General features: G+C 44.0%; 20 protein-coding genes. 14 read left to right on the top strand and 6 right to left on the bottom strand.

Annotated elements, in window-relative coordinates:
* Positions 1 to 106: 106 nt before the first annotated feature.
* The 7 genes from ACFS5N_RS12275 (at position 107) to ACFS5N_RS12305 (ending at position 5,112) form a co-directional block, all read left to right on the top strand.
* Entirely contained in the window at positions 107 to 907 is an 801-nt protein-coding gene (locus tag ACFS5N_RS12275) for a shikimate dehydrogenase family protein (RefSeq protein WP_377185791.1), read from the top strand.
* Complete coding sequence (gldD, locus tag ACFS5N_RS12280; protein WP_377185793.1) at positions 904 to 1,503, top strand: gliding motility lipoprotein GldD; 600 nt, start codon at positions 904 to 906, stop codon at positions 1,501 to 1,503. The genes ACFS5N_RS12275 and gldD overlap by 4 nt, the downstream gene beginning before the upstream one ends.
* Before the next feature lie 81 nt (positions 1,504 to 1,584).
* Positions 1,585 to 2,223, top strand: coding sequence for an MBL fold metallo-hydrolase (locus ACFS5N_RS12285; protein ID WP_377185795.1), 639 nt, complete (start codon positions 1,585 to 1,587; stop codon positions 2,221 to 2,223).
* 77 nt (positions 2,224 to 2,300) lie between these two features.
* Positions 2,301 to 3,527, top strand: coding sequence for an FtsX-like permease family protein (locus tag ACFS5N_RS12290; protein ID WP_377185797.1), 1,227 nt, complete (start codon positions 2,301 to 2,303; stop codon positions 3,525 to 3,527).
* Positions 3,528 to 3,538: 11 nt separating this feature from the next.
* Positions 3,539 to 3,952, top strand: a complete 414-nt coding sequence (locus ACFS5N_RS12295) for a hypothetical protein (RefSeq protein ID WP_377185799.1) — start codon at positions 3,539 to 3,541, stop codon at positions 3,950 to 3,952.
* 79 nt (positions 3,953 to 4,031) lie between these two features.
* Positions 4,032 to 4,403, top strand: coding sequence for a 30S ribosome-binding factor RbfA (rbfA, locus tag ACFS5N_RS12300; protein ID WP_377185801.1), 372 nt, complete (start codon positions 4,032 to 4,034; stop codon positions 4,401 to 4,403).
* Positions 4,404 to 4,422: 19 nt separating this feature from the next.
* A complete protein-coding gene (locus ACFS5N_RS12305; RefSeq protein ID WP_377185803.1) occupies positions 4,423 to 5,112 on the top strand; it encodes a peptidoglycan DD-metalloendopeptidase family protein in 690 nt (229 codons plus the stop codon).
* Positions 5,113 to 5,210: 98 nt separating this feature from the next.
* Here the strand turns inward: ACFS5N_RS12305 and ACFS5N_RS12310 are convergent, their stop codons facing one another.
* The 4 genes from ACFS5N_RS12310 to ACFS5N_RS12325 are packed head-to-tail and all read right to left on the bottom strand — an operon-like array spanning position 5,211 to position 7,430.
* Entirely contained in the window at positions 5,211 to 5,978 is a 768-nt protein-coding gene (locus tag ACFS5N_RS12310) for an exodeoxyribonuclease III (RefSeq protein WP_377185805.1), read from the bottom strand.
* A gap of 16 nt (positions 5,979 to 5,994) precedes the next feature.
* Entirely contained in the window at positions 5,995 to 6,378 is a 384-nt protein-coding gene (locus ACFS5N_RS12315) for a hypothetical protein (protein WP_377185807.1), read from the bottom strand.
* On the bottom strand, positions 6,378 to 7,082 hold the full coding sequence (locus ACFS5N_RS12320) for a peptidylprolyl isomerase (RefSeq protein WP_377185809.1): 705 nt from the start codon (positions 7,080 to 7,082) through the stop codon (positions 6,378 to 6,380). The genes ACFS5N_RS12315 and ACFS5N_RS12320 overlap by 1 nt, the downstream gene beginning before the upstream one ends.
* Before the next feature lie 3 nt (positions 7,083 to 7,085).
* The gene (locus ACFS5N_RS12325) at positions 7,086 to 7,430 is read right to left on the bottom strand and encodes a hypothetical protein (protein WP_377185811.1); all 345 of its coding nucleotides are present in this window, start codon (positions 7,428 to 7,430) and stop codon (positions 7,086 to 7,088) included.
* A gap of 136 nt (positions 7,431 to 7,566) precedes the next feature.
* On the opposite strand from ACFS5N_RS12325, the gene ACFS5N_RS12330 reads away from it, so the two are divergent.
* The 6 genes from ACFS5N_RS12330 (at position 7,567) to ACFS5N_RS12355 (ending at position 14,298) form a co-directional block, all read left to right on the top strand.
* On the top strand, positions 7,567 to 7,902 hold the full coding sequence (locus ACFS5N_RS12330) for a hypothetical protein (RefSeq protein ID WP_377185813.1): 336 nt from the start codon (positions 7,567 to 7,569) through the stop codon (positions 7,900 to 7,902).
* A 116-nt stretch (positions 7,903 to 8,018) separates the two neighbouring features.
* Entirely contained in the window at positions 8,019 to 10,520 is a 2,502-nt protein-coding gene (locus ACFS5N_RS12335; RefSeq protein WP_377185815.1) for a TonB-dependent receptor, read from the top strand.
* 191 nt (positions 10,521 to 10,711) lie between these two features.
* Positions 10,712 to 11,851 carry a DUF1624 domain-containing protein gene (locus ACFS5N_RS12340; RefSeq protein ID WP_377185817.1) on the top strand — a complete coding sequence of 380 codons (1,140 nt, stop codon included), beginning with the start codon at positions 10,712 to 10,714 and terminating at the stop codon, positions 11,849 to 11,851.
* 53 nt (positions 11,852 to 11,904) lie between these two features.
* Positions 11,905 to 12,789 carry a KPN_02809 family neutral zinc metallopeptidase gene (ypfJ, locus tag ACFS5N_RS12345; protein ID WP_377185819.1) on the top strand — a complete coding sequence of 295 codons (885 nt, stop codon included), beginning with the start codon at positions 11,905 to 11,907 and terminating at the stop codon, positions 12,787 to 12,789.
* Between the two features lie 120 nt (positions 12,790 to 12,909).
* On the top strand, positions 12,910 to 13,332 hold the full coding sequence (locus ACFS5N_RS12350; protein WP_377185821.1) for a DUF4476 domain-containing protein: 423 nt from the start codon (positions 12,910 to 12,912) through the stop codon (positions 13,330 to 13,332).
* 51 nt (positions 13,333 to 13,383) lie between these two features.
* Positions 13,384 to 14,298, top strand: a complete 915-nt coding sequence (locus ACFS5N_RS12355) for an N-acetylmuramoyl-L-alanine amidase (protein WP_377185823.1) — start codon at positions 13,384 to 13,386, stop codon at positions 14,296 to 14,298.
* A 65-nt stretch (positions 14,299 to 14,363) separates the two neighbouring features.
* Here the strand turns inward: ACFS5N_RS12355 and ACFS5N_RS12360 are convergent, their stop codons facing one another.
* A complete protein-coding gene (locus tag ACFS5N_RS12360) occupies positions 14,364 to 14,585 on the bottom strand; it encodes a hypothetical protein (protein WP_377185825.1) in 222 nt (73 codons plus the stop codon).
* Positions 14,586 to 14,745: 160 nt separating this feature from the next.
* On the opposite strand from ACFS5N_RS12360, the gene ACFS5N_RS12365 reads away from it, so the two are divergent.
* A complete protein-coding gene (locus ACFS5N_RS12365) occupies positions 14,746 to 14,952 on the top strand; it encodes a hypothetical protein (RefSeq protein ID WP_377185827.1) in 207 nt (68 codons plus the stop codon).
* A gap of 3 nt (positions 14,953 to 14,955) precedes the next feature.
* On the opposite strand, the gene bglX is transcribed toward ACFS5N_RS12365, so the two are convergent.
* Entirely contained in the window at positions 14,956 to 17,232 is a 2,277-nt protein-coding gene (gene bglX / locus ACFS5N_RS12370; protein WP_377185829.1) for a beta-glucosidase BglX, read from the bottom strand.
* Positions 17,233 to 17,503: the final 271 nt, after the last annotated feature.

Genomic DNA, 17,503 nt, shown 5'->3' on the forward strand with positions numbered 1-17,503 from the left:
AAAACATTTAAAAGCTGCTCTCAAAACAGAGCAGCTTTTTTGTTTTAACCCCATCGCATTAAACAAAAAGTTTAAAATCCTCATTGTTTGTTATTAATATTACAGCATGAAACAATACGGACTAATCGGTTTTCCGCTTTCGCATTCATTCTCAAAAAAGTTTTTTACCGAAAAGTTTGCTAACGAGAATATTACCGACGCAGTATACGATCTGTATCCCCTTGAACATATTAAGGACCTGCAGGACTTGTTAGATGCTAACCCTAACCTATGCGGATTAAATGTCACCGTACCACATAAAAAAAATGTACTGCGGTTTTTAGATTGGATTGAGCATGATGCCCGAAATGCCGGCGCCGTCAATTGCATCCGTATTACTAAAGAAAGCCCGGTACTGGCTGCTTTTAATGGTGAGGTAGGTGTAGAAGGCCATGATTTCAGGCTGGAAGGTTTTAATACCGATTTGTATGGTTTTGAAATGTCATTGCGCCCATTACTGAAAGATCAGCATACCGATGCGTTGGTTTTAGGTGATGGGGGCGCCGCCCAGGCTGTGAAATGCGTTTTGCAAAACCTCGATATCAATTTTAAAGTGGTAACGCGCAAACCGCATGGCGATAATTTATTGTTTGATAAACTAAAGCCGCATCATATTAAGGAACACAAGCTTATTATCAATACCACACCGCTGGGTACTTATCCTAACGTACATGAGTGCCCGCCAATACCTTATGATGCCATAACCGACGAGCATTTACTGTACGATCTGGTATATAACCCGCCTGAAACCGAGTTTTTGCTTCGCGGAGCAAAAAGGGGCGCTGTGCCTAAAAACGGTTATGAAATGTTGGTACTGCAGGCCGAGAAATCGTGGGAGATATGGAACTCAAAAGAAAAACATCCATGAAAAAATTTGCGTTGGGTATAGTGGGGATTTTGTTGCTGGCCGCCTGTGGAGACAGCCATGATTATGCGCCAAAACCGCGCGGTTATTTCCGTATTGAGTTTCCCAAAAAGGAGTACCAGGACTACGTGTCTGATTATCCCTTTACGTTTAAGTATCCAAAATACGCGGTTATCCAGAAAGACACTCAAACCCGCGTGCCGGCCAAGCTGGCTAGCATGACACATTTGCTCAATATGAAGTTTCCGCAGTTTGATGGAACCCTGCATTTAAGTTATGAAACCATCACCTCAAAAAAGGTATTTAATGAGTTGGTTGAAGATGCCCATAGGTTTGCGTTTAAAAACACGGTAAAAGCAACCGATATTGAGCAAAGAAACATTGCCAAGCCTGCCGATAAAGTGTATTGTGTGTATTATGATATTGGCGGTAACTCGGCATCGTCAGTACAATTTTATTTAACCGACAGCACCAAAAACTATCTACGTGCCGCTTTGTATTTTAACACGGCGCCCCGCCTTGATTCTATACAGCCGGTATTAAACTTTATCAAGAAGGATATCGATGTGATGATAGGCAGCTTTAAGTGGAAAAAGTGATTCGATTTACGAATTAAGACATCAACCGCGTAAACACAAGCCACCAAATCGTAAATCTAAACTCGTAATTCGTAAATCAAAATGTCTCAAGTAAAAGTATTCCCCAATAATCCTTTCCAGGAAAATACACATATTATTTATGACGAAACCGGAGCGTGCGCAATCATTGACCCGGGTATGGATAATGCTGCCGAGCAAAATGCGGTGGTTAACTTTATTAAGCAACATAATCTGAAACCGGCGCTGCTGCTCAATACCCATTGCCATATCGACCATATATTGGGCAACAAATTTATATTTGACATGTATGGCCTGAAGCCGCAATTTCATGAAGGCGAGGTGCATTTATTGGAAGCAGGTGTTGCCTACGCGCCGCAGTTTGGCTTACGTTATGAGCCGTCGCCGGTGCCTGAAGTGTTTTTGGGCGACGAGGGTACGGTGTGTTTTGGCAATACTACCCTGAAACTCATTTTTGCACCCGGGCATTCGCCGGCTCATTTATGCTTTTATAATGAAAAAGATAACTTTTTAATTGGGGGCGATGTGTTGTTTGCCGGCAGTATTGGTCGCACAGATTTACCTGGCGGCGATTTCAAGACGCTGATTGACAATATTGAACAGAAGCTATTAGTATTGCCAGATGATTGCCGGGTGTACCCAGGGCATGGCCCTTCAACTACTATCGGGCAGGAAAAACTGACCAATCCTTTTTTAGTGTAATAACACCGGGCGTAAAGCGTTTTGCTTATTTTTACACCTAAAGGCTTTACCGCCACGCAAACAGATCGACAGAAAACATGAATACCTCTATTTTTATAGCCCGCCGTTACCTGCTTTCAAGCAAGAAAATGCATGCGGTTAATATTATTTCGGGGATATCTATGTTAGGTGTGTTGATTGGTACTGCTGCCATGATCATCCTGCTTTCGGTTTTTAATGGGCTGGAGAAAGTGATTGTATCGTTAAACAGCAACTTTTCGCCCGATTTGAAAATTGAGGCCCGCGTGGGTAAAACTTTCGACCCGCGCACTACATTTTTTGTTAATCTGCATCATGATGATCGCCTGTTTTCTTACACTGAAGAATTACAGGATAAGGTAGTTATTCAATATCGCGATAAAACCTACATAGGACGCATTAAAGGTGTAAGCGATGATTTTTTGAAGAACAAGCGCCTGGACAGCGCCATTATTGAAGGTCAGTTTACTTTACATGCCAACGGCGAGCCTGCGGCCGTTATTGGTGTTATTGTGCATAACAACCTTATGATAAACGTAGGCAATACCGATTTCCCGATGCAGGTATTCTCGCCACGGCGCGGCAAGGTGAATTCTATTAACCCTGGCGACGAGTTCATTACCAAGACGATCTATCCGTCGGGTGTGTTTTCTATTCAGCAAGAGGACGATGACATGATGATCGTGCCCATTGAATTCACCCGTCAGTTGTTTGAGCAACCTGACGAGGTTTCATCCATCGATATAAACCTGAAGAAAGGTGTAGACGTATCTGCTCTGCAAGACGAGTTGCAGGATAAGTTGGGTAAAAATTTTACGGTAAAGACACGGCAGCAACAAAATACTGCTCTATATCGCACGCTTAGTTATGAGAAATGGGCCATGTTTATGATCCTTGCCTTTGTGGTGGTGATAGCGGCATTCAATATCATAGGCTCGCTCACTATCCTGGTTATTGATAAGCGAAAGGATATCGCCATATTAACCAGTTTGGGTGCAGGTAAAAGCCTTATTCAGGGTATTTTCTTTTTTGAAGGGTTGATGATATCGGTAATTGGTTGCCTGGTAGGTATTGTGTTAGGATGGGTATTTTGTATATTGCAACAAACGTACGGAATGATACCTGTACAAGGTATGAGTGTGCCTAACAATGCGTATCCTATTGCCCTAAAAGGCAGCGATTTTGTGATGGTGTTCTTTACGGTAATGGCTATTGCGGTTATCGCCTCGGCTATAAGCGCAAGGCTTAGTGTAAAAGGCCTCGACGATATTAAACAGGACCTATAATATTTGCTAATATGCGATTAAAGAACATTTCTGTAATAATATTACTGTTGACGATGACGGCATTGGCTGCCTGCCAGCCCGATGTAAAAGAAGGTTCGGATGCTACTGACACAGCGACCCAAGCCAGTGGTAAGCCCAATGCGCCGGTAACTTTTAAAGGCAGCTACAGCTTTGCGCCGGGTGCCAAAATCTTCCAGTTTTGCAACCAGACCAAGCAGTTTTGGGCGGTGGATAGTTCTGCACAGCTGGAGCTAAAGTATTCGCAATTAATTACCTTTGAGCAATCGGGTACGCCGGTTTATACCGAGGTTGAGGGTTACAAAATCAAGTCGGCAGCCACAGGAGATGCCGCAGCCTACGACAGCACTATCGTCGTAAAAAAAGTTTTAAAATTAACTAAGGACCTGCCTGCCGATTGCAAGTAGCATTTTTTAGTAAAATATTGTCAATAACATTAAATTCAAACCCAATTGCCTGTTTGGCGTTAAACTAAATATCACGGTTATGGAATCAAAACGTCAACAAAAATTTGCCGGAGTAATACAGGAAGATCTTGCCGCTATTTTTCAGCGCGAGGGCATGAACTATTTACCGAATACATTGGTAACTATTACCAAAGTCAGGGTTACACCTGATCTGGCAATCGCAAGAGTATTTTTAAGCTTTTTTAACAATACTAACGCTATGCAAGCGCTGCAAACCGTTAAACAACACGCCGCAGAGATACGTTATAAACTGGGTGCACGCATTAAAGACCAGGTGAGGGTAATACCTCAACTGGAGTTTTTTGTAGATGATACCAGCGAGTATGTTGACCGTATGGACAAGATATTCGATAAAATACATCGCGAAGAAAGCCAGCACCGGAAGGAGTAGCCACTGCACTCAATAGTTCATGAGCCGCCCCGAGACACTGGTTGCCTGGATCAAAGCAAACAAAAAAGCTATTGGTAAGGTGGTTGATTACAATCCGTCGGCAGATAAACTGTATACCTTCGATTTTACATCGGCCAATATCGAACTGGATATTGATACCATAACTGATAGCACGCGCTTTAGCAGGTGGATTGATAACAAACTCGGTGAAACTGGCAGCCGTTACGGTATTGGCGGTTATATGGAACACCGTACACTTTACGCCCGCAGCCCGCTTTTTGACGCGGATGATGAACCACGCCGACTGCATTTGGGTGTAGATATTTGGGCGAAGGCGGGCACGCCAGTTTATGCGCCACTGGATGGTACTGTCCACAGCTTTAAAGACAACGATAACTTTGGTGATTACGGCCCCACAATGATTCTGCAACATGATCTGGATGGCTTGACGCTATACACACTTTACGGTCACCTGAGCCGGCAAAGTTTAAATGAAATTACCATTGGTCAGCCCATCACTAAAAATCAGCAAATAGCCGAGTTCGGTATAGTTGACGAGAACGGCCATTGGCCACCGCACCTGCATTTTCAATTAATGTTTGATATGGAAGGTTGGGCGGGCGATTACCCGGGTGTGGCTAGGTTTTCTGAAAAAGAAAGATGGCTGCAAAATATTCCAGACCCGAATCTTATATTAAGATTCATGTAGAGACGCGATGCTTCGCGTCTCCACACCATCCGGTTATTTTATGGTTTGGGCGCATTGCAGACGCAAAATATTGCGTCTCTACGGTTATTGTTTACTTTCTAAAATTCCAGTTCCAGCAATACCGGGCAATGGTCTGAATGCTTTGCTTCCGGAAGAATGGCCACGCGCTTAATATTCTCTTCTAACTCTTTACTCGCTAACGCATAGTCAATACGCCAGCCCAGGTTTTTGGCGCGGGCATTGGCGCGAAAGCTCCACCAGGTATAATTGTGTGGCTCTTTGTTTAAATGGCGGAAGGTATCAATATAACCCGACTCTAAAAAGTTCTCCATCCACTCGCGCTCTTCAGGTAAAAAGCCCGACGAGTTGGCGTTTGATTTTGGATTGTGGATATCAATAGGGCGGTGGCAAATATTGTAATCGCCGCAGATCACCAGTTTAGGGCAATCAACTTTTAGCAGCGTTAAATATTTACCAAACTCATCCAGAAACCTGAATTTAAAAGCTTGCCTGTCCTCGCCGCTTGATCCTGAAGGAAAGTAAACGCTCATTACCGATACGTCCTTAAAATCAACACGGATGTTGCGGCCCTCCCGGTCAAAATCAGCAATACCGCAGCCGTATTCCACATGTTTTGGCGTGTGTTTAGTAAGAATGGCGGTGCCGCTGTAGCCTTTCTTTTCGGCAGGATACCAGTAGTGTTGATAGCCTAAGGCCTCTACCAAATGCAAATCGGTCAGCACATCAGGTGTAGCCTTAATTTCTTGCAGGCAAACAACATCTGCGTTGGTGGCTTGCAACCAGGCCAGCCAGTTTTTATTAATCGCCGAACGAATGCCGTTGACGTTGTAGGTGATAATCTTCATGATAGATTAATTGTATTTATTCCACAAGCGTGAAGTTTTCTTGATCAAAGTCAAATATTTGAACAATATTTTTGAATTCGGCGTGAAAGGCAGGGTAGATTTGCAGCTTGGTATCACTGACGAAATCGCCTATATGCACAATGCTAAACTGGCGGTCAAACTCATACTCTTTTTTATTATTCACATCGTAAAAGTTGATGGTAAAGTAATTTAGATCGTGATACTTTACAAAAAACAGGAATCCCGTATTTTCTTGATAAACAAAATTGCCTACAACACAATCTTTAGCAATTAGTTCAGAGCCAAGGAAAGTGTCGCCAGTATATGGTCCACTTATACGGAGCCTTTCCTCTGCTTTAGGAATTGTTAACTCTAAGCCTGAAACTATTATACGAGCCATTACTTATCCAATCCCAACAACTTGTCCAATTCCTTGCAATCATGTTTTGACAACATGGTCACCGTCATAGGGATGTTTGCCAACGGTCGGTCACGTTCATCCTTTTTAACAGCAGCAATACGGTCGACCATATCAATGCCGGTAACCACCTCGCCGTAGACGGTATAGTTTTGATCCAGATGCGGAGAACCGCCTATACTCTTATATACCTCGCGTTGCGAAGCCGGTATTGGGCGCCCCATGCGGCGGCCTGCAATCAGCTTATCCAGATCGGCATCGGTAAAGCGTTTACCCTCCACAATATAAAACTGGCAACCGCTTGAAGCCTTCGCCGGATTATCATCCCGCGCAGCGGCTAACACACCGCGTTTGTGATACAGGCTGTCGTTAAACTCGGCAGGTATGGTATATTTTAAATCGCCGTTACCCAACTCGGCACCAGGTTTGTTTTTAGTAGTGTCCTTTGAATCAGGATCGCCGCCCTGTATCATAAAGCTCTGTATTACCCTATGAAACAGCGTGCCATTATAAAAACCCTGTTTTGCCAGTTTAATAAAATTGTCCCGATGTTTAGGTGTTTCATTATACAGGCGAATGATGCAAGCGCCATACGCCGTGCTAATGCGCACGTATTGGTTTTTAGGTGGTTTTGCTACCGCGATGGTAGTAATACACAAAACAATCAGCGTAAGTATTTTTTTCATATATCAGTTTACCTCTTCGTTAAAATAGTTTACAATGAGCGATTTGATAAGCAGCTCCTGTTCAAGTAATGTATAGCTGGGTATGGTTTTTACCAGTTTCCAATGCGGCCAGCCATCCTGGTCTAACCCCTCAAGCTCGTAAAAACCCATCATGCTCATGAGTTTGCAGGTAGCAATGTGCATCAGTTCTTCTTTTTGGCGCTTGCTGAATTTGCGCGGGCCTTGCCCAAGTTCCTGTACGCCTATTAAAAAAAGCATTACTTTAACATCGGGCTTTTCACTGTCAAAATCAACAGCTATACGCTCTTGTAATTCGGTCCATTTTTTGTTTATCTCTGCCGGTGTCATGGCCACAAATATACGTGGAAGCAGGCGCTAAATACGCACCAAAAATGACACCATTTGCAACAATATTGCTTTTGGCTGTTAACTTTTGGTTTTTATGCTTAATTTTGCCACGGTTTAGAAGATGCATCGGCTTATTTTGAAAAAAAGAAGGTTAAATATAATTTTTGCATGGGCGCTATTGTTCAGTTTTATAGCCGGGCAGTATGTTATTTATACGCACCAGCACAGAATTATTGCCAGCATTACCGCAAAGGCTAAAGATCAAAACAATGGCACATCGCGCAGTACAATACAGGAAAAATGTTCAGTTTGCGATGCAATGCACCACATTAATGCGGTAATAGAGCATTATCATTACTTCCGTCCCAATATTGTTACAAAGCATTTTTATAAGTCTTACCATTATGCTTTTGTAAGCATTGCTTTAATACTTGCCGCCGGACGAGCCCCCCCGGTTGCCGCTGCCTGTTAACCATCAGGCCCCAACTTATCTATTGGTTCGACAATCTTATCATAGTCACATTTTTAAAGCAACCGGTATGCGCCAATCATTAATCGAGAGGATATACCAATTATCATTTATTTGCAATGAAGCCCTACACTAAAATACTAAGCCTGCTATTTATTTTGCTGGCCAATAATATATATTTAAAAGCTGCCGATACAGCGCCCGCTACTATAACCGGTATTGTTACCGACAAAAAAGATAACTCGCCGATTGCGGGTGCAACCATCAGCATACCCGACCTGAAAACGGGGACTATTACCGATGTAAATGGTAAGTTTAGTTTAACCAATATATCCCGCGGAACCTACCTGATACAGGTTACCTGTGTTGGCTATGCGGGCATCACGCAACGGGTAGATTTCGGCAAATCGCATATTTTGAATTTTCAGTTGGAATCTTCGGCTATTGAGGCAGGCGAAGTAGTAATAACCGGGGTTAGCCGCGCCACCGAGATAAAACGAAGCCCCATACCTATGGCAGCTATGGGTAAACTGGCTATTGACCAGCATGCCGCTGCCGGTAACGTTATTGATATGATAGCCAACGTACCCGGTGTAAGTGCTGTTACTACAGGGCCCAACGTCTCTAAGCCGTTTATTCATGGTTTAGGTTACAACCGGGTGATCACCTTGATGGATGGTATCAGACAGGAAGGTCAGCAATGGGGCGATGAACATGGTATTGAGGTTGATCAAAATTCGATTGATCGTGTAGAAATCATCAAGGGCCCCGCCAGCTTAACTTATGGATCAGACGCTATTGGCGGTGTGGTGAACCTGATATCACCGCCGCCGGTACCTGAAGGTACCGTAGCAGGCTCCACTATGATGTCGTACGGAACTAATGCCGGCGCCATTAACAACTCGTTAAGGTTACAGGGCAACAACAACGGTTTAATATGGGGAACAATACTGTCAGCCAAAGAATCAAAAGACTATCAGAACAAGCACGACGGCCGGGTTTACGGCACCAACTACAAAGAGCGCGACGCACGCCTGATGGTTGGCTTGAATAAATCATGGGGATATTCGTACTTCAATGCTTCCTTATTTGATGATCAGCAGGCTATACCTGACGGCTCGCGCGATTCAGTTAGCCGCAGATTTACCAAGCAAACCACCGAGGCCGGCGGCTATCAGATTGTTCCAAACAGCGAACTAAACGCATATAAAGTTCCGGTATTACACCAGCACGTACAGTTATACCGCATTTATAATAACAGCAATTTTATTTTAGGCAATGGTGCTAACTTGCTGGTGAACTTAGGCTATCAGTTTAGTCACCGTCGTGAGTTTACCCATCCTGAGGACGCCGATGTGGCCGGATTAAATTTGCACCTGAGCACTTATACTTACGATTTTAAATACAACCAGACTTTTGGCGACGGTTATGATTTTACTTTTGGTGTAAATGGCCAGTATCAAAACAATACCATTGGCGATGCTACCGATTTTCCTATCCCGGCTTATCATCAGTTCGATGTAGGTCCGTTTGCAGTAGTTAAAAAGAGCTTTGGCAAACTGGATATATCACTGGGCGGCCGTTATGATTACCGTTCATTCAACGGGCAGGCAGCTTACATTGACAACCTGAACAACAAATATCCGCAGCTGTATACCGCCGCTAACCCGGCATCTGCCAACGGCGTAACCCAACAATTTGCGGCTCTAAATAAAACGTTTACAGGTTTTTCAGGAAGTGCCGGTGCCACTTATAATTTCTCGCCTCAGTTTTTACTGAAGGCTAACGTGTCGCGCGGTTTCAGAGCGCCAAGCATTGCTGAGTTATCGGCTAACGGCCCAGACCCGGGTTCGCAGATCTACCATACCGGTAATGCTAACTTTAAACCAGAGTTTAGCGTGCAGGAAGATATAGGCGCTTTCCTGACCCTGCCAAATGTGTCAGCCAGTGTTGAGTTGTTTAATAATAACATACAGAACTACATCTATCAGCAGCAGGTATTAAACCCGGACGGCAGCCCGGCTATTAACCCTAATTATCCGCAGTATACCATTTTTACCTATACACAAAGTAAGGCGCGCATTAGCGGGGGCGAGTTTAATTTAGATATCCACCCGGTATCATGGTTACACTTTGAAAACAACATGGCGCTTACTTATGGCAAAAACCTGGGTAACGGCGGCCCCGTTGCCGACAGTTTGAAATATTTGCCTTTTATACCCCCATTGCATACGCACTCTGAATTACGCGGAGCTTTTGCCAAAGGCTTTGGGTTCGTTAAAAACTTTTATGCCTTTGTGGGCCTTGACCATTATAACGCCCAGGACCGTTTCTTCTCGGCTTACGGAACTGAGACGTATACCGCAGGCTACAACCTGTTAAGTGCAGGCTTAGGTGGCGATTTGGTAAACTCAAAAGGCCGCAAAGTATTGCAGGTATTTATTGAAGGCACCAACCTGGCCGATGTAAACTATCAATCAAATATGAGCCGTTTAAAATACTTTGATAACCAGTATACTGCACCGGGTGTACAGCGTGGCATTTTTAACATGGGCCGTAACATCAGTTTTAAAGTGATTGTACCGTTTGATTTTGCACATGCAACGCCAAAGGCTAATTAATAGGGTAATGCAGAGACGCAATATTTTTGTCTTGTGCAATGCACAGTAAAGAGACGCGATGTATCGCGTCTCTACGATAAAGAAAGAAAGCATCCCATCAGGATGCTTTCTTTCTTTATAACCAATTGATTATTTGTACTATATGATAATCCGCGATTTTATGCGTAAGTTAGTTTCATCATAACTTATCAATGAATTTATTAGCCGAATCCCCTAAAAAGCGTATCGACTCCATCGATATTTTGCGTGGCATTGTGATGTGTATCATGGCCATTGATCATACCCGCGATTTTTTTATGGCCGAACATTTTGACCCTACAGATCTTACACGGGCATCGACTGCATTGTTTTTAACCCGTTTTATAACGCATTACTGCGCTGCCACCTTTGTTTTTCTTGCCGGCACGGGGGCTTTCCTCTCACTCAATCGCGGCAAGACCAAAATCGAGGCTTCTAAATTTTTGCTATCGCGCGGATTATGGTTGGTGTTTTTAGAATTTACCGTAATACACTGGGCTTGGGGCGGCGGTCAGTTTTTGCAAGTGATATGGGCCATTGGTATCAGCATGATGATTTTAGGGCTGTTAATCTACCTTCCGCTGCCAGTAGTAGGCGTCTTTGGCGTGATATTAATATTTGGCCATGATTTGTTAGACGGGATAAGCATGTCAGGCATGTCAGCAGGCGAAAAAAATTGGTGGACATTTTTACATGTACAAGGCATGGGCCGCATTTTTGGAATGGATGTTTTTGTGCTGTACCCGCTTGTACCGTGGATAGGCGTAATGGCTGCAGGTTATGCTTTTGGTAAACTGTTTACTATTGATGCTGCAAAGCGTAAACATATACTGATCATATTAGGTTCGTCGGCCATTGCTTTATTTATTATCATCAGATATTTTGGCATCTACGGCGATCGCACCACCTGGACTTATCAGGGCAATTTACACCGTACTATTCTGTCTTTTATCGACGTAAGCAAATACCCGCCATCGTTAGATTACCTGCTGATCACGCTTGGGCCGGGCATGTTGTTCCTTGCCTTTGTTGAAGGTGTAAGCAACAAGATAACTGATATTTTTGTGATTTTTGGTCGCGTGCCGTTGTTCTATTACATCCTGCATATATACCTGATACATTTAATGGCTATTGTATTGGGATATTTCTTTAGTTTACCCCAAAGCCTGTTGCCGGGGCCGGGGCCTGATGGATTTAGTTTGGCCGGCGTTTATTTAGTTTGGCTTTGCGTGGTTGTTATTTTATACTTCCCGTGCCGTTGGTTCATGAATTATAAGCGCACGCACAAGCAATGGTGGTTAAGTTATTTGTAGCCAAACAATACCCGTGCACGCGCTGTTAATCAAATCATCAAAACAGAGAAACTATGCAATGGGAAGGCGGTAACGAAAGCAACGACTACGAAGAAGGCAGCAGCAGTGGCGGTGGCCGGGGTTTGCTATTTGGCGGCGGTGCTTTGGGGCTTATTGGCTTTGTGATCTATATTTTTACGGGGATAAACCCGGCACAGCTGTTTAGTAACGGCAATAACTCACCAAATTCGCAGCAAATCAATACCGTGCCCGGTGGTGGCGAGACCAAGCAGAAGCAATTTGCCCGTGTGGTTTTCCAGGGCACTACCTTGGTTTGGGACAGTATTTTTCGCAGCATGGGTAAAACGTACCAGCACCCTGTATTACATACCTTTACTGATGCCGTTGATGCCGAAGGATGTGGTTTTACAACGTCGGCTACCGGCCCGTTTTATTGCCCGGCGGATGGAAGGGTTTATCTTGATCTCTCCTTCTTTCAGGAATTACAGGATAAATTCAGCGCGCCGGGCGAGTCGGCCTGGGCCTATGTAATTGCACATGAGGTTGGGCATCATGTACAAAACTTGCTGGGTGTATCGCAAAAAATGGACGAGGCCCGCCAAAATCTGAGCGAACAGGAGTACAATAAATTATCGGTAAAGCTGGAGTTACAGGCCGACTTTTATGCCGGGGTATGGGCACACTACGAAAACCTGCATCATTATAACAACATAGTTATTGAGCGCGCAGATATTGATTCGGCCCTGAACGCTGCGCATCAGATAGGGGATGACCGCCTGCAGCAAAAATATCAGGGACACGTAGAGCCCGACAGTTTTACGCATGGAACCAGCGCACAGCGTGCCTATTGGTTTAAAAAAGGATATGATACCGGCGACATTAAACAAGGCAACACCTTCGCTAATACCGACATAGATGACGACAGATTTAACCAATAATATCAGCAGGGTTAATTATTGCTAAATTTTGAGTAAAAAAATCGCGGATTAGGACGTAATTTTTGGCGCCGAAACCAGTGCATTGTATTTTTGAGTAAGAAGATAACCCCCTGATTGATTATGAAAAAGATACTTTGTTTTTCGATGCTGCTTGCTGGCATAGCCGGTGCAAGTTTTAAATCGGTTGCTGCAATTCACAATAATGTTTTAGTTGATACGGTAAAAAAGAAGATCGTTCATCCTAAGACACCAATGAGCGATGACGACCTGAATAGTATTTTAAATAAAATGCGTCATGGTAAAAACGACCAGGATAAGATCACGACACTTAAAACCGAAGTGACCAATAAAGCGCTTACTGTCGATCAACTGATAACCCTGCTCAACCAGTTTTTAACCGACGATTCCAAATTAGAATGTGCCGAGTATGCTTTTCCTTACACTACTAATTACAAATCATTCTTAAAGATTATGGATTTGTTTAGCCAGGAAAGCTACAAGTACAGGCTGGAAGACTATTACGATAAGGCCCGCAAAATGTAATATCCTTGCGAGGATTAGTGCAGCGAGGGCCCAATAACATAATTTAGCTAAATGGTAAGAAATAAAAAATATCCATCTCATTATATTGTGTTATCAGCCATCGCTCTCTTGCTGGCTGCATGCTCGCACAAGGTCACTAAAACAGGCAGCACTACTATTGTAACTACGCCGGGCGGCTTTAAAGTGCCGATAGTGCGTGGGCCGCATTTTAAAACGGATAGTATATATACCATAAAGACAGACTCACTTATCGGCATTGTAAGGCAGCAACAGCCGGCCGTACTAATGGATAGCACCGGCTTAATTCAGACACCATCTGAATGGGTGGGTTCCACCAATTTCGGTATCCGAAAGGCTAACTACGTGATTATCCATTTTACTGCCCAGGATTCGGTGCAGCAAACCATCCGCACTTTTACTATTAAAAGTACCGAGGTGAGCGCGCACTACGTAGTGGCCAAAGATGGCAAGGTTTATCACATGGTGAACGACTACCTGCGCTCAAACCATGCCGGTTTAGGCAAGTGGGGCAGCGTTACGGATATGAATAGCATCTCGTTGGGTATAGAAGTGGATAACAACGGCTCAGAACCATTCACTGATGCCCAAATTAAAAGCTTGTTGCAGCTTTTGGCGCAGCTCAAGAAGGCTTATAATATTCCGACCGCGAATTTCCTGGGGCATCAGGATTTTGCTCCGAAACGTAAGCCTGATCCGGGCCCCCTGTTTCCATGGAAATTATTAGCACAAAATGGCTTTGGCTATTGGAGCGATGATGTACTGGAAGTGGCCCCGCCTGACTTTGACTACAAAACTGCCCTGAAACTTATAGGTTACGATACTGCTGACCTGAATGCGGCCATCATAGCATTTAAACGGCATTTTGTGCAAGATGACAGTACCGCCCAATTAAGCCAACTGGATCTGAATGTGCTGTATAATGTATATCAGAAATATACAAATTAAAAAAGTGCCGTTATTCGTCTCCGGTAAGCAAAAATATCTAGTGTAATTGCCAGGTGGACAATAATTTATCGTTTATTGGTGGTGTCGACTTTTTTGCCATTAACCCGTTCTGTGTCTGAAACGATGTTGGTTTGGCTACCGGTTGTATCCGTGTTCATATCCCGGTTGGTCTTTACAGAATCCTGCGGTGTAGTACCTGCGTCGCCACTATTAATACTGCCCTTACAGGTTAAAGTGCCTATGCTAATTGCTGATAAAACTAACAAAATTTTAATTTGATTTTTCATAGCCTTTAATATTGCTTCGTTTAATAATAACTCACCGGATGCCCCAATGGTTTAAATTATTATTAATTGAGGCATTGCAATACACAAAACCGACAAACAGTAAGCAGTATCTATTGTTGATTAATACGTAATAAGCTTTATAACCTAAAAGTGAGTTTCTATGAAAAGCTATAAAATCATTCCTGCAATCTTAATAAGTACATTAGCCATGTCTTGTTCGCCAGGTAATGGCAATAAGGCTGAACAAAAAGGTCCGGATACTGTACGTACCGATACGTCAGCTTTAAAAGGAGCGAGCGACACCACAAGCCGCAAAAAAGATTCGGTCAGTAACAAAAACGCAGCGCCGGATGGTCGCATCAAGTAGCCGTCATTCTACCTTAAAAGGTATCTTTTGCAAATCTTGCGAATTAGGGCCAATCATGAGCTCAAAATCGCCGGGCTCATAAGTGTACTTATTTTGCAGGTTGTAAAACTTCAGGTCGTCTGTACTGATAGTGAACGAAACGGTTTGTGTATTACCCGCTTTGATAGCTATTTGTTTAAAGCCTTTCAGTTCTTTCATTGGCCGCGTTACCGTGCCTATTATGTCCCTGATATAAAGCTGTACAGTTTCAATAGCATCACGCTGGCCGGTATTGGTTACGTTTATGGTCGCGGTAATGTTACCCTTTGTTCTAATGGTTTTCTTGTCTAAAGTTATAGGGCCATATTTAAATGTGGTATAGCTTAAACCATAACCAAAAGGATATAACGGGGTATTAGCTATATCAAGATACTTGGAGCTGTATTTTTGATTAGCGTCAAATGGTCGTCCGGTACTTTTCTCATTATAATAAATCGGGATCTGCCCAACGCTGCGTGGGAAAGACATCGTTAACCTACCGGAAAAATTGCTACGGCCAAACAACGTATTTACTAACGCCTCACCGCTACGTGTACCGCCAAACCAGCTCTCTACAATAGCGTCCATGCGGGTATCCTCCCAACTAAGCGTTAGCGGCCTGCCATTCATCAGCACTAAAACCACCGGCTTACCTGTTTTTTTCAGTGCCGCTAACAATCGTTTTTGATTTGCCGGCAAACCGATATCGCTGCGGCTGGCCGCTTCGCCCGACATGGTGAACGACTCGCCCAAAAAAGCTACTGCGACATCAGCGTTTTTAGCTTCTTTTACCGCTTCTTCAATTAACTCTTCCGCCGATTTGCTGTCAAGGACTATTTGGGCATCGTGCGGATTAAGCTTATTAATCAGGGCAGTATCATCTAACAAGTTACAGCCCTTGGCGTAAGTAAAATGTGCACCAGGGTATTGCGCGTTCACCACATCCCAGAAACTGGTAGCCTTTTTCCAGTCGCCGGCCCCACTCCAGTTGCCTATCAGGTTGCGTTGGTCTTTCACCAACGGGCCAACAAAAGCAATTTTTGCATTTGATTTAAGCGGCAGTGTCCCATTTTTATTTTTGAGCAGCACCATACTTTCTTCGGCCGCACGCTGTGCCAGTTCTAATTTCTGCGGATTCATGATCTCAGCCTGAGCGCGTTCTTCGCTGATACCACGATAAGGGTCGGCAAACAAACCTAACTTGTATTTGGCCTCCAGTACCCGGCGGCAGGCCTGATCAATGTAGGAAATGTTAAGTTTTCCCGTTTTTACCAGCTTAGGCAGCTTATTCAGATAAAGCTCGCTCACCATATCCATATCATTGCCGGCAACTAAAGCTAAATGGGCTGCTTCTGTACTGTCGCCTATACCGTGGTTGGTCAATTCCATAATCGCTGTATAATCCGTAGCTACCATGCCCGTAAAGCCCCATTGTTTGCGCAGCAGGTCTGTTAACAGCCATTGGTTGGCGGCAGCAGGCACCCCATTAATTTCGTTAAATGAGCTCATTACCGAACCAGCACCCGCGTCGATAGCGGCTTTGTAAGGTGGCAGGTAATCCTGGCGCATCTTGCGTTCGCTCATATCTACCACGTTATAATCTCGACCGGCCTCGACGGCGCCATACAGCGCAAAGTGTTTTACGCAGGCCATTACCGCATTGTTGGCAGCCAGGTTGTTGCCCTGATATCCGTGCACCATTGCGGCTGCAACTTTTGAGCCGTACCAGGTATCTTCGCCGGCGCCTTCGGCAACGCGGCCCCAGCGGGGGTCGCGGGTTAGGTCAACCATGGGCGAAAAAACCCAGTTAATGCCATCCGCAGACGCTTCTTCGGCAGCAGCACGGGCAGTTGATTGGATTAAGGCCAGGTCCCAGCTTGAGGATAGCCCGAGCGGTATGGGGAATATCGTACGATGACCATGAATCACATCATAACCAAACAGCAGCGGGATTTTCAACCGGGTAGTTAAAGCCAGCGCTTGCAATTTTCGCGCTGCCGAAGGCGTATAAGTATTAAACACGCCGCCAACCAGCCCTTTTTTGATCTTGGCATCGACGTCCTTACTTAGTATCGGCCCGGTGACATCAAACCCTACCGAAGGTAAATTCAATTGACCGATCTTTTCCTCCAGCGTCATCTTTTTCATTAATGCGCTTACAAATTGATCCATTTTGGCTTGACCAGTATTTTGGGCAAAGCCGATGGCCGGTATCAAAATAACAGCCATAATGCCGGCCAGGTAGCTTAACTTTTTATTCATGCCGAGGTTATAAAATGATAATTGGTTCCTTGTAAATAAATTTAAAAGTAGGAAACTGATTGATATTTTGATAATCAAGTAATTAGTTAACTGCGCCTTTAATAGTTTTCTCTTAACGCTTGATGAATGCTTTTTCGAAAATAACAGTCAAGCCATAATATAGGTTGCCGCCAGTAATCTAGGGATGTCAAAATTATTGATTTAAACTGGGCGGGCGCGGTTAATCTCAAAATAGTGTTTATTTGAAATAAAGGTTGAAAATTACACCGAT

Origin of the sequence: Mucilaginibacter ximonensis, assembly GCF_042686265.1 — a bacterium.
Taxonomy (GTDB): domain Bacteria; phylum Bacteroidota; class Bacteroidia; order Sphingobacteriales; family Sphingobacteriaceae; genus Mucilaginibacter; species Mucilaginibacter ximonensis.

Bases quoted from the DNA above. Each gene is read 5' to 3' on its own strand.
- ACFS5N_RS12325 (WP_377185811.1), bottom strand. From the start codon at position 7,430: ATGACACCGGCAGAGATAAACAAAAAATGGACCGAATTACAAGAGCGT.
- ACFS5N_RS12350 (WP_377185821.1), top strand. From the start codon at position 12,910: ATGAAAAAGATACTTTGTTTTTCGATGCTGCTTGCTGGCATAGCCGGT.
- ypfJ (WP_377185819.1), top strand. From the start codon at position 11,905: ATGCAATGGGAAGGCGGTAACGAAAGCAACGACTACGAAGAAGGCAGC.
- ACFS5N_RS12305 (WP_377185803.1), top strand. From the start codon at position 4,423: ATGAGCCGCCCCGAGACACTGGTTGCCTGGATCAAAGCAAACAAAAAA.
- ACFS5N_RS12285 (WP_377185795.1), top strand. From the start codon at position 1,585: ATGTCTCAAGTAAAAGTATTCCCCAATAATCCTTTCCAGGAAAATACA.
- ACFS5N_RS12295 (WP_377185799.1), top strand. From the start codon at position 3,539: ATGCGATTAAAGAACATTTCTGTAATAATATTACTGTTGACGATGACG.
- ACFS5N_RS12355 (WP_377185823.1), top strand. From the start codon at position 13,384: ATGGTAAGAAATAAAAAATATCCATCTCATTATATTGTGTTATCAGCC.
- rbfA (WP_377185801.1), top strand. From the start codon at position 4,032: ATGGAATCAAAACGTCAACAAAAATTTGCCGGAGTAATACAGGAAGAT.
- ACFS5N_RS12290 (WP_377185797.1), top strand. From the start codon at position 2,301: ATGAATACCTCTATTTTTATAGCCCGCCGTTACCTGCTTTCAAGCAAG.
- bglX (WP_377185829.1), bottom strand. From the start codon at position 17,232: ATGAATAAAAAGTTAAGCTACCTGGCCGGCATTATGGCTGTTATTTTG.
- ACFS5N_RS12310 (WP_377185805.1), bottom strand. From the start codon at position 5,978: ATGAAGATTATCACCTACAACGTCAACGGCATTCGTTCGGCGATTAAT.
- ACFS5N_RS12360 (WP_377185825.1), bottom strand. From the start codon at position 14,585: ATGAAAAATCAAATTAAAATTTTGTTAGTTTTATCAGCAATTAGCATA.
- ACFS5N_RS12335 (WP_377185815.1), top strand. From the start codon at position 8,019: ATGAAGCCCTACACTAAAATACTAAGCCTGCTATTTATTTTGCTGGCC.
- gldD (WP_377185793.1), top strand. From the start codon at position 904: ATGAAAAAATTTGCGTTGGGTATAGTGGGGATTTTGTTGCTGGCCGCC.
- ACFS5N_RS12275 (WP_377185791.1), top strand. From the start codon at position 107: ATGAAACAATACGGACTAATCGGTTTTCCGCTTTCGCATTCATTCTCA.
- ACFS5N_RS12365 (WP_377185827.1), top strand. From the start codon at position 14,746: ATGAAAAGCTATAAAATCATTCCTGCAATCTTAATAAGTACATTAGCC.
- ACFS5N_RS12340 (WP_377185817.1), top strand. From the start codon at position 10,712: ATGAATTTATTAGCCGAATCCCCTAAAAAGCGTATCGACTCCATCGAT.
- ACFS5N_RS12320 (WP_377185809.1), bottom strand. From the start codon at position 7,082: ATGAAAAAAATACTTACGCTGATTGTTTTGTGTATTACTACCATCGCG.
- ACFS5N_RS12315 (WP_377185807.1), bottom strand. From the start codon at position 6,378: ATGGCTCGTATAATAGTTTCAGGCTTAGAGTTAACAATTCCTAAAGCA.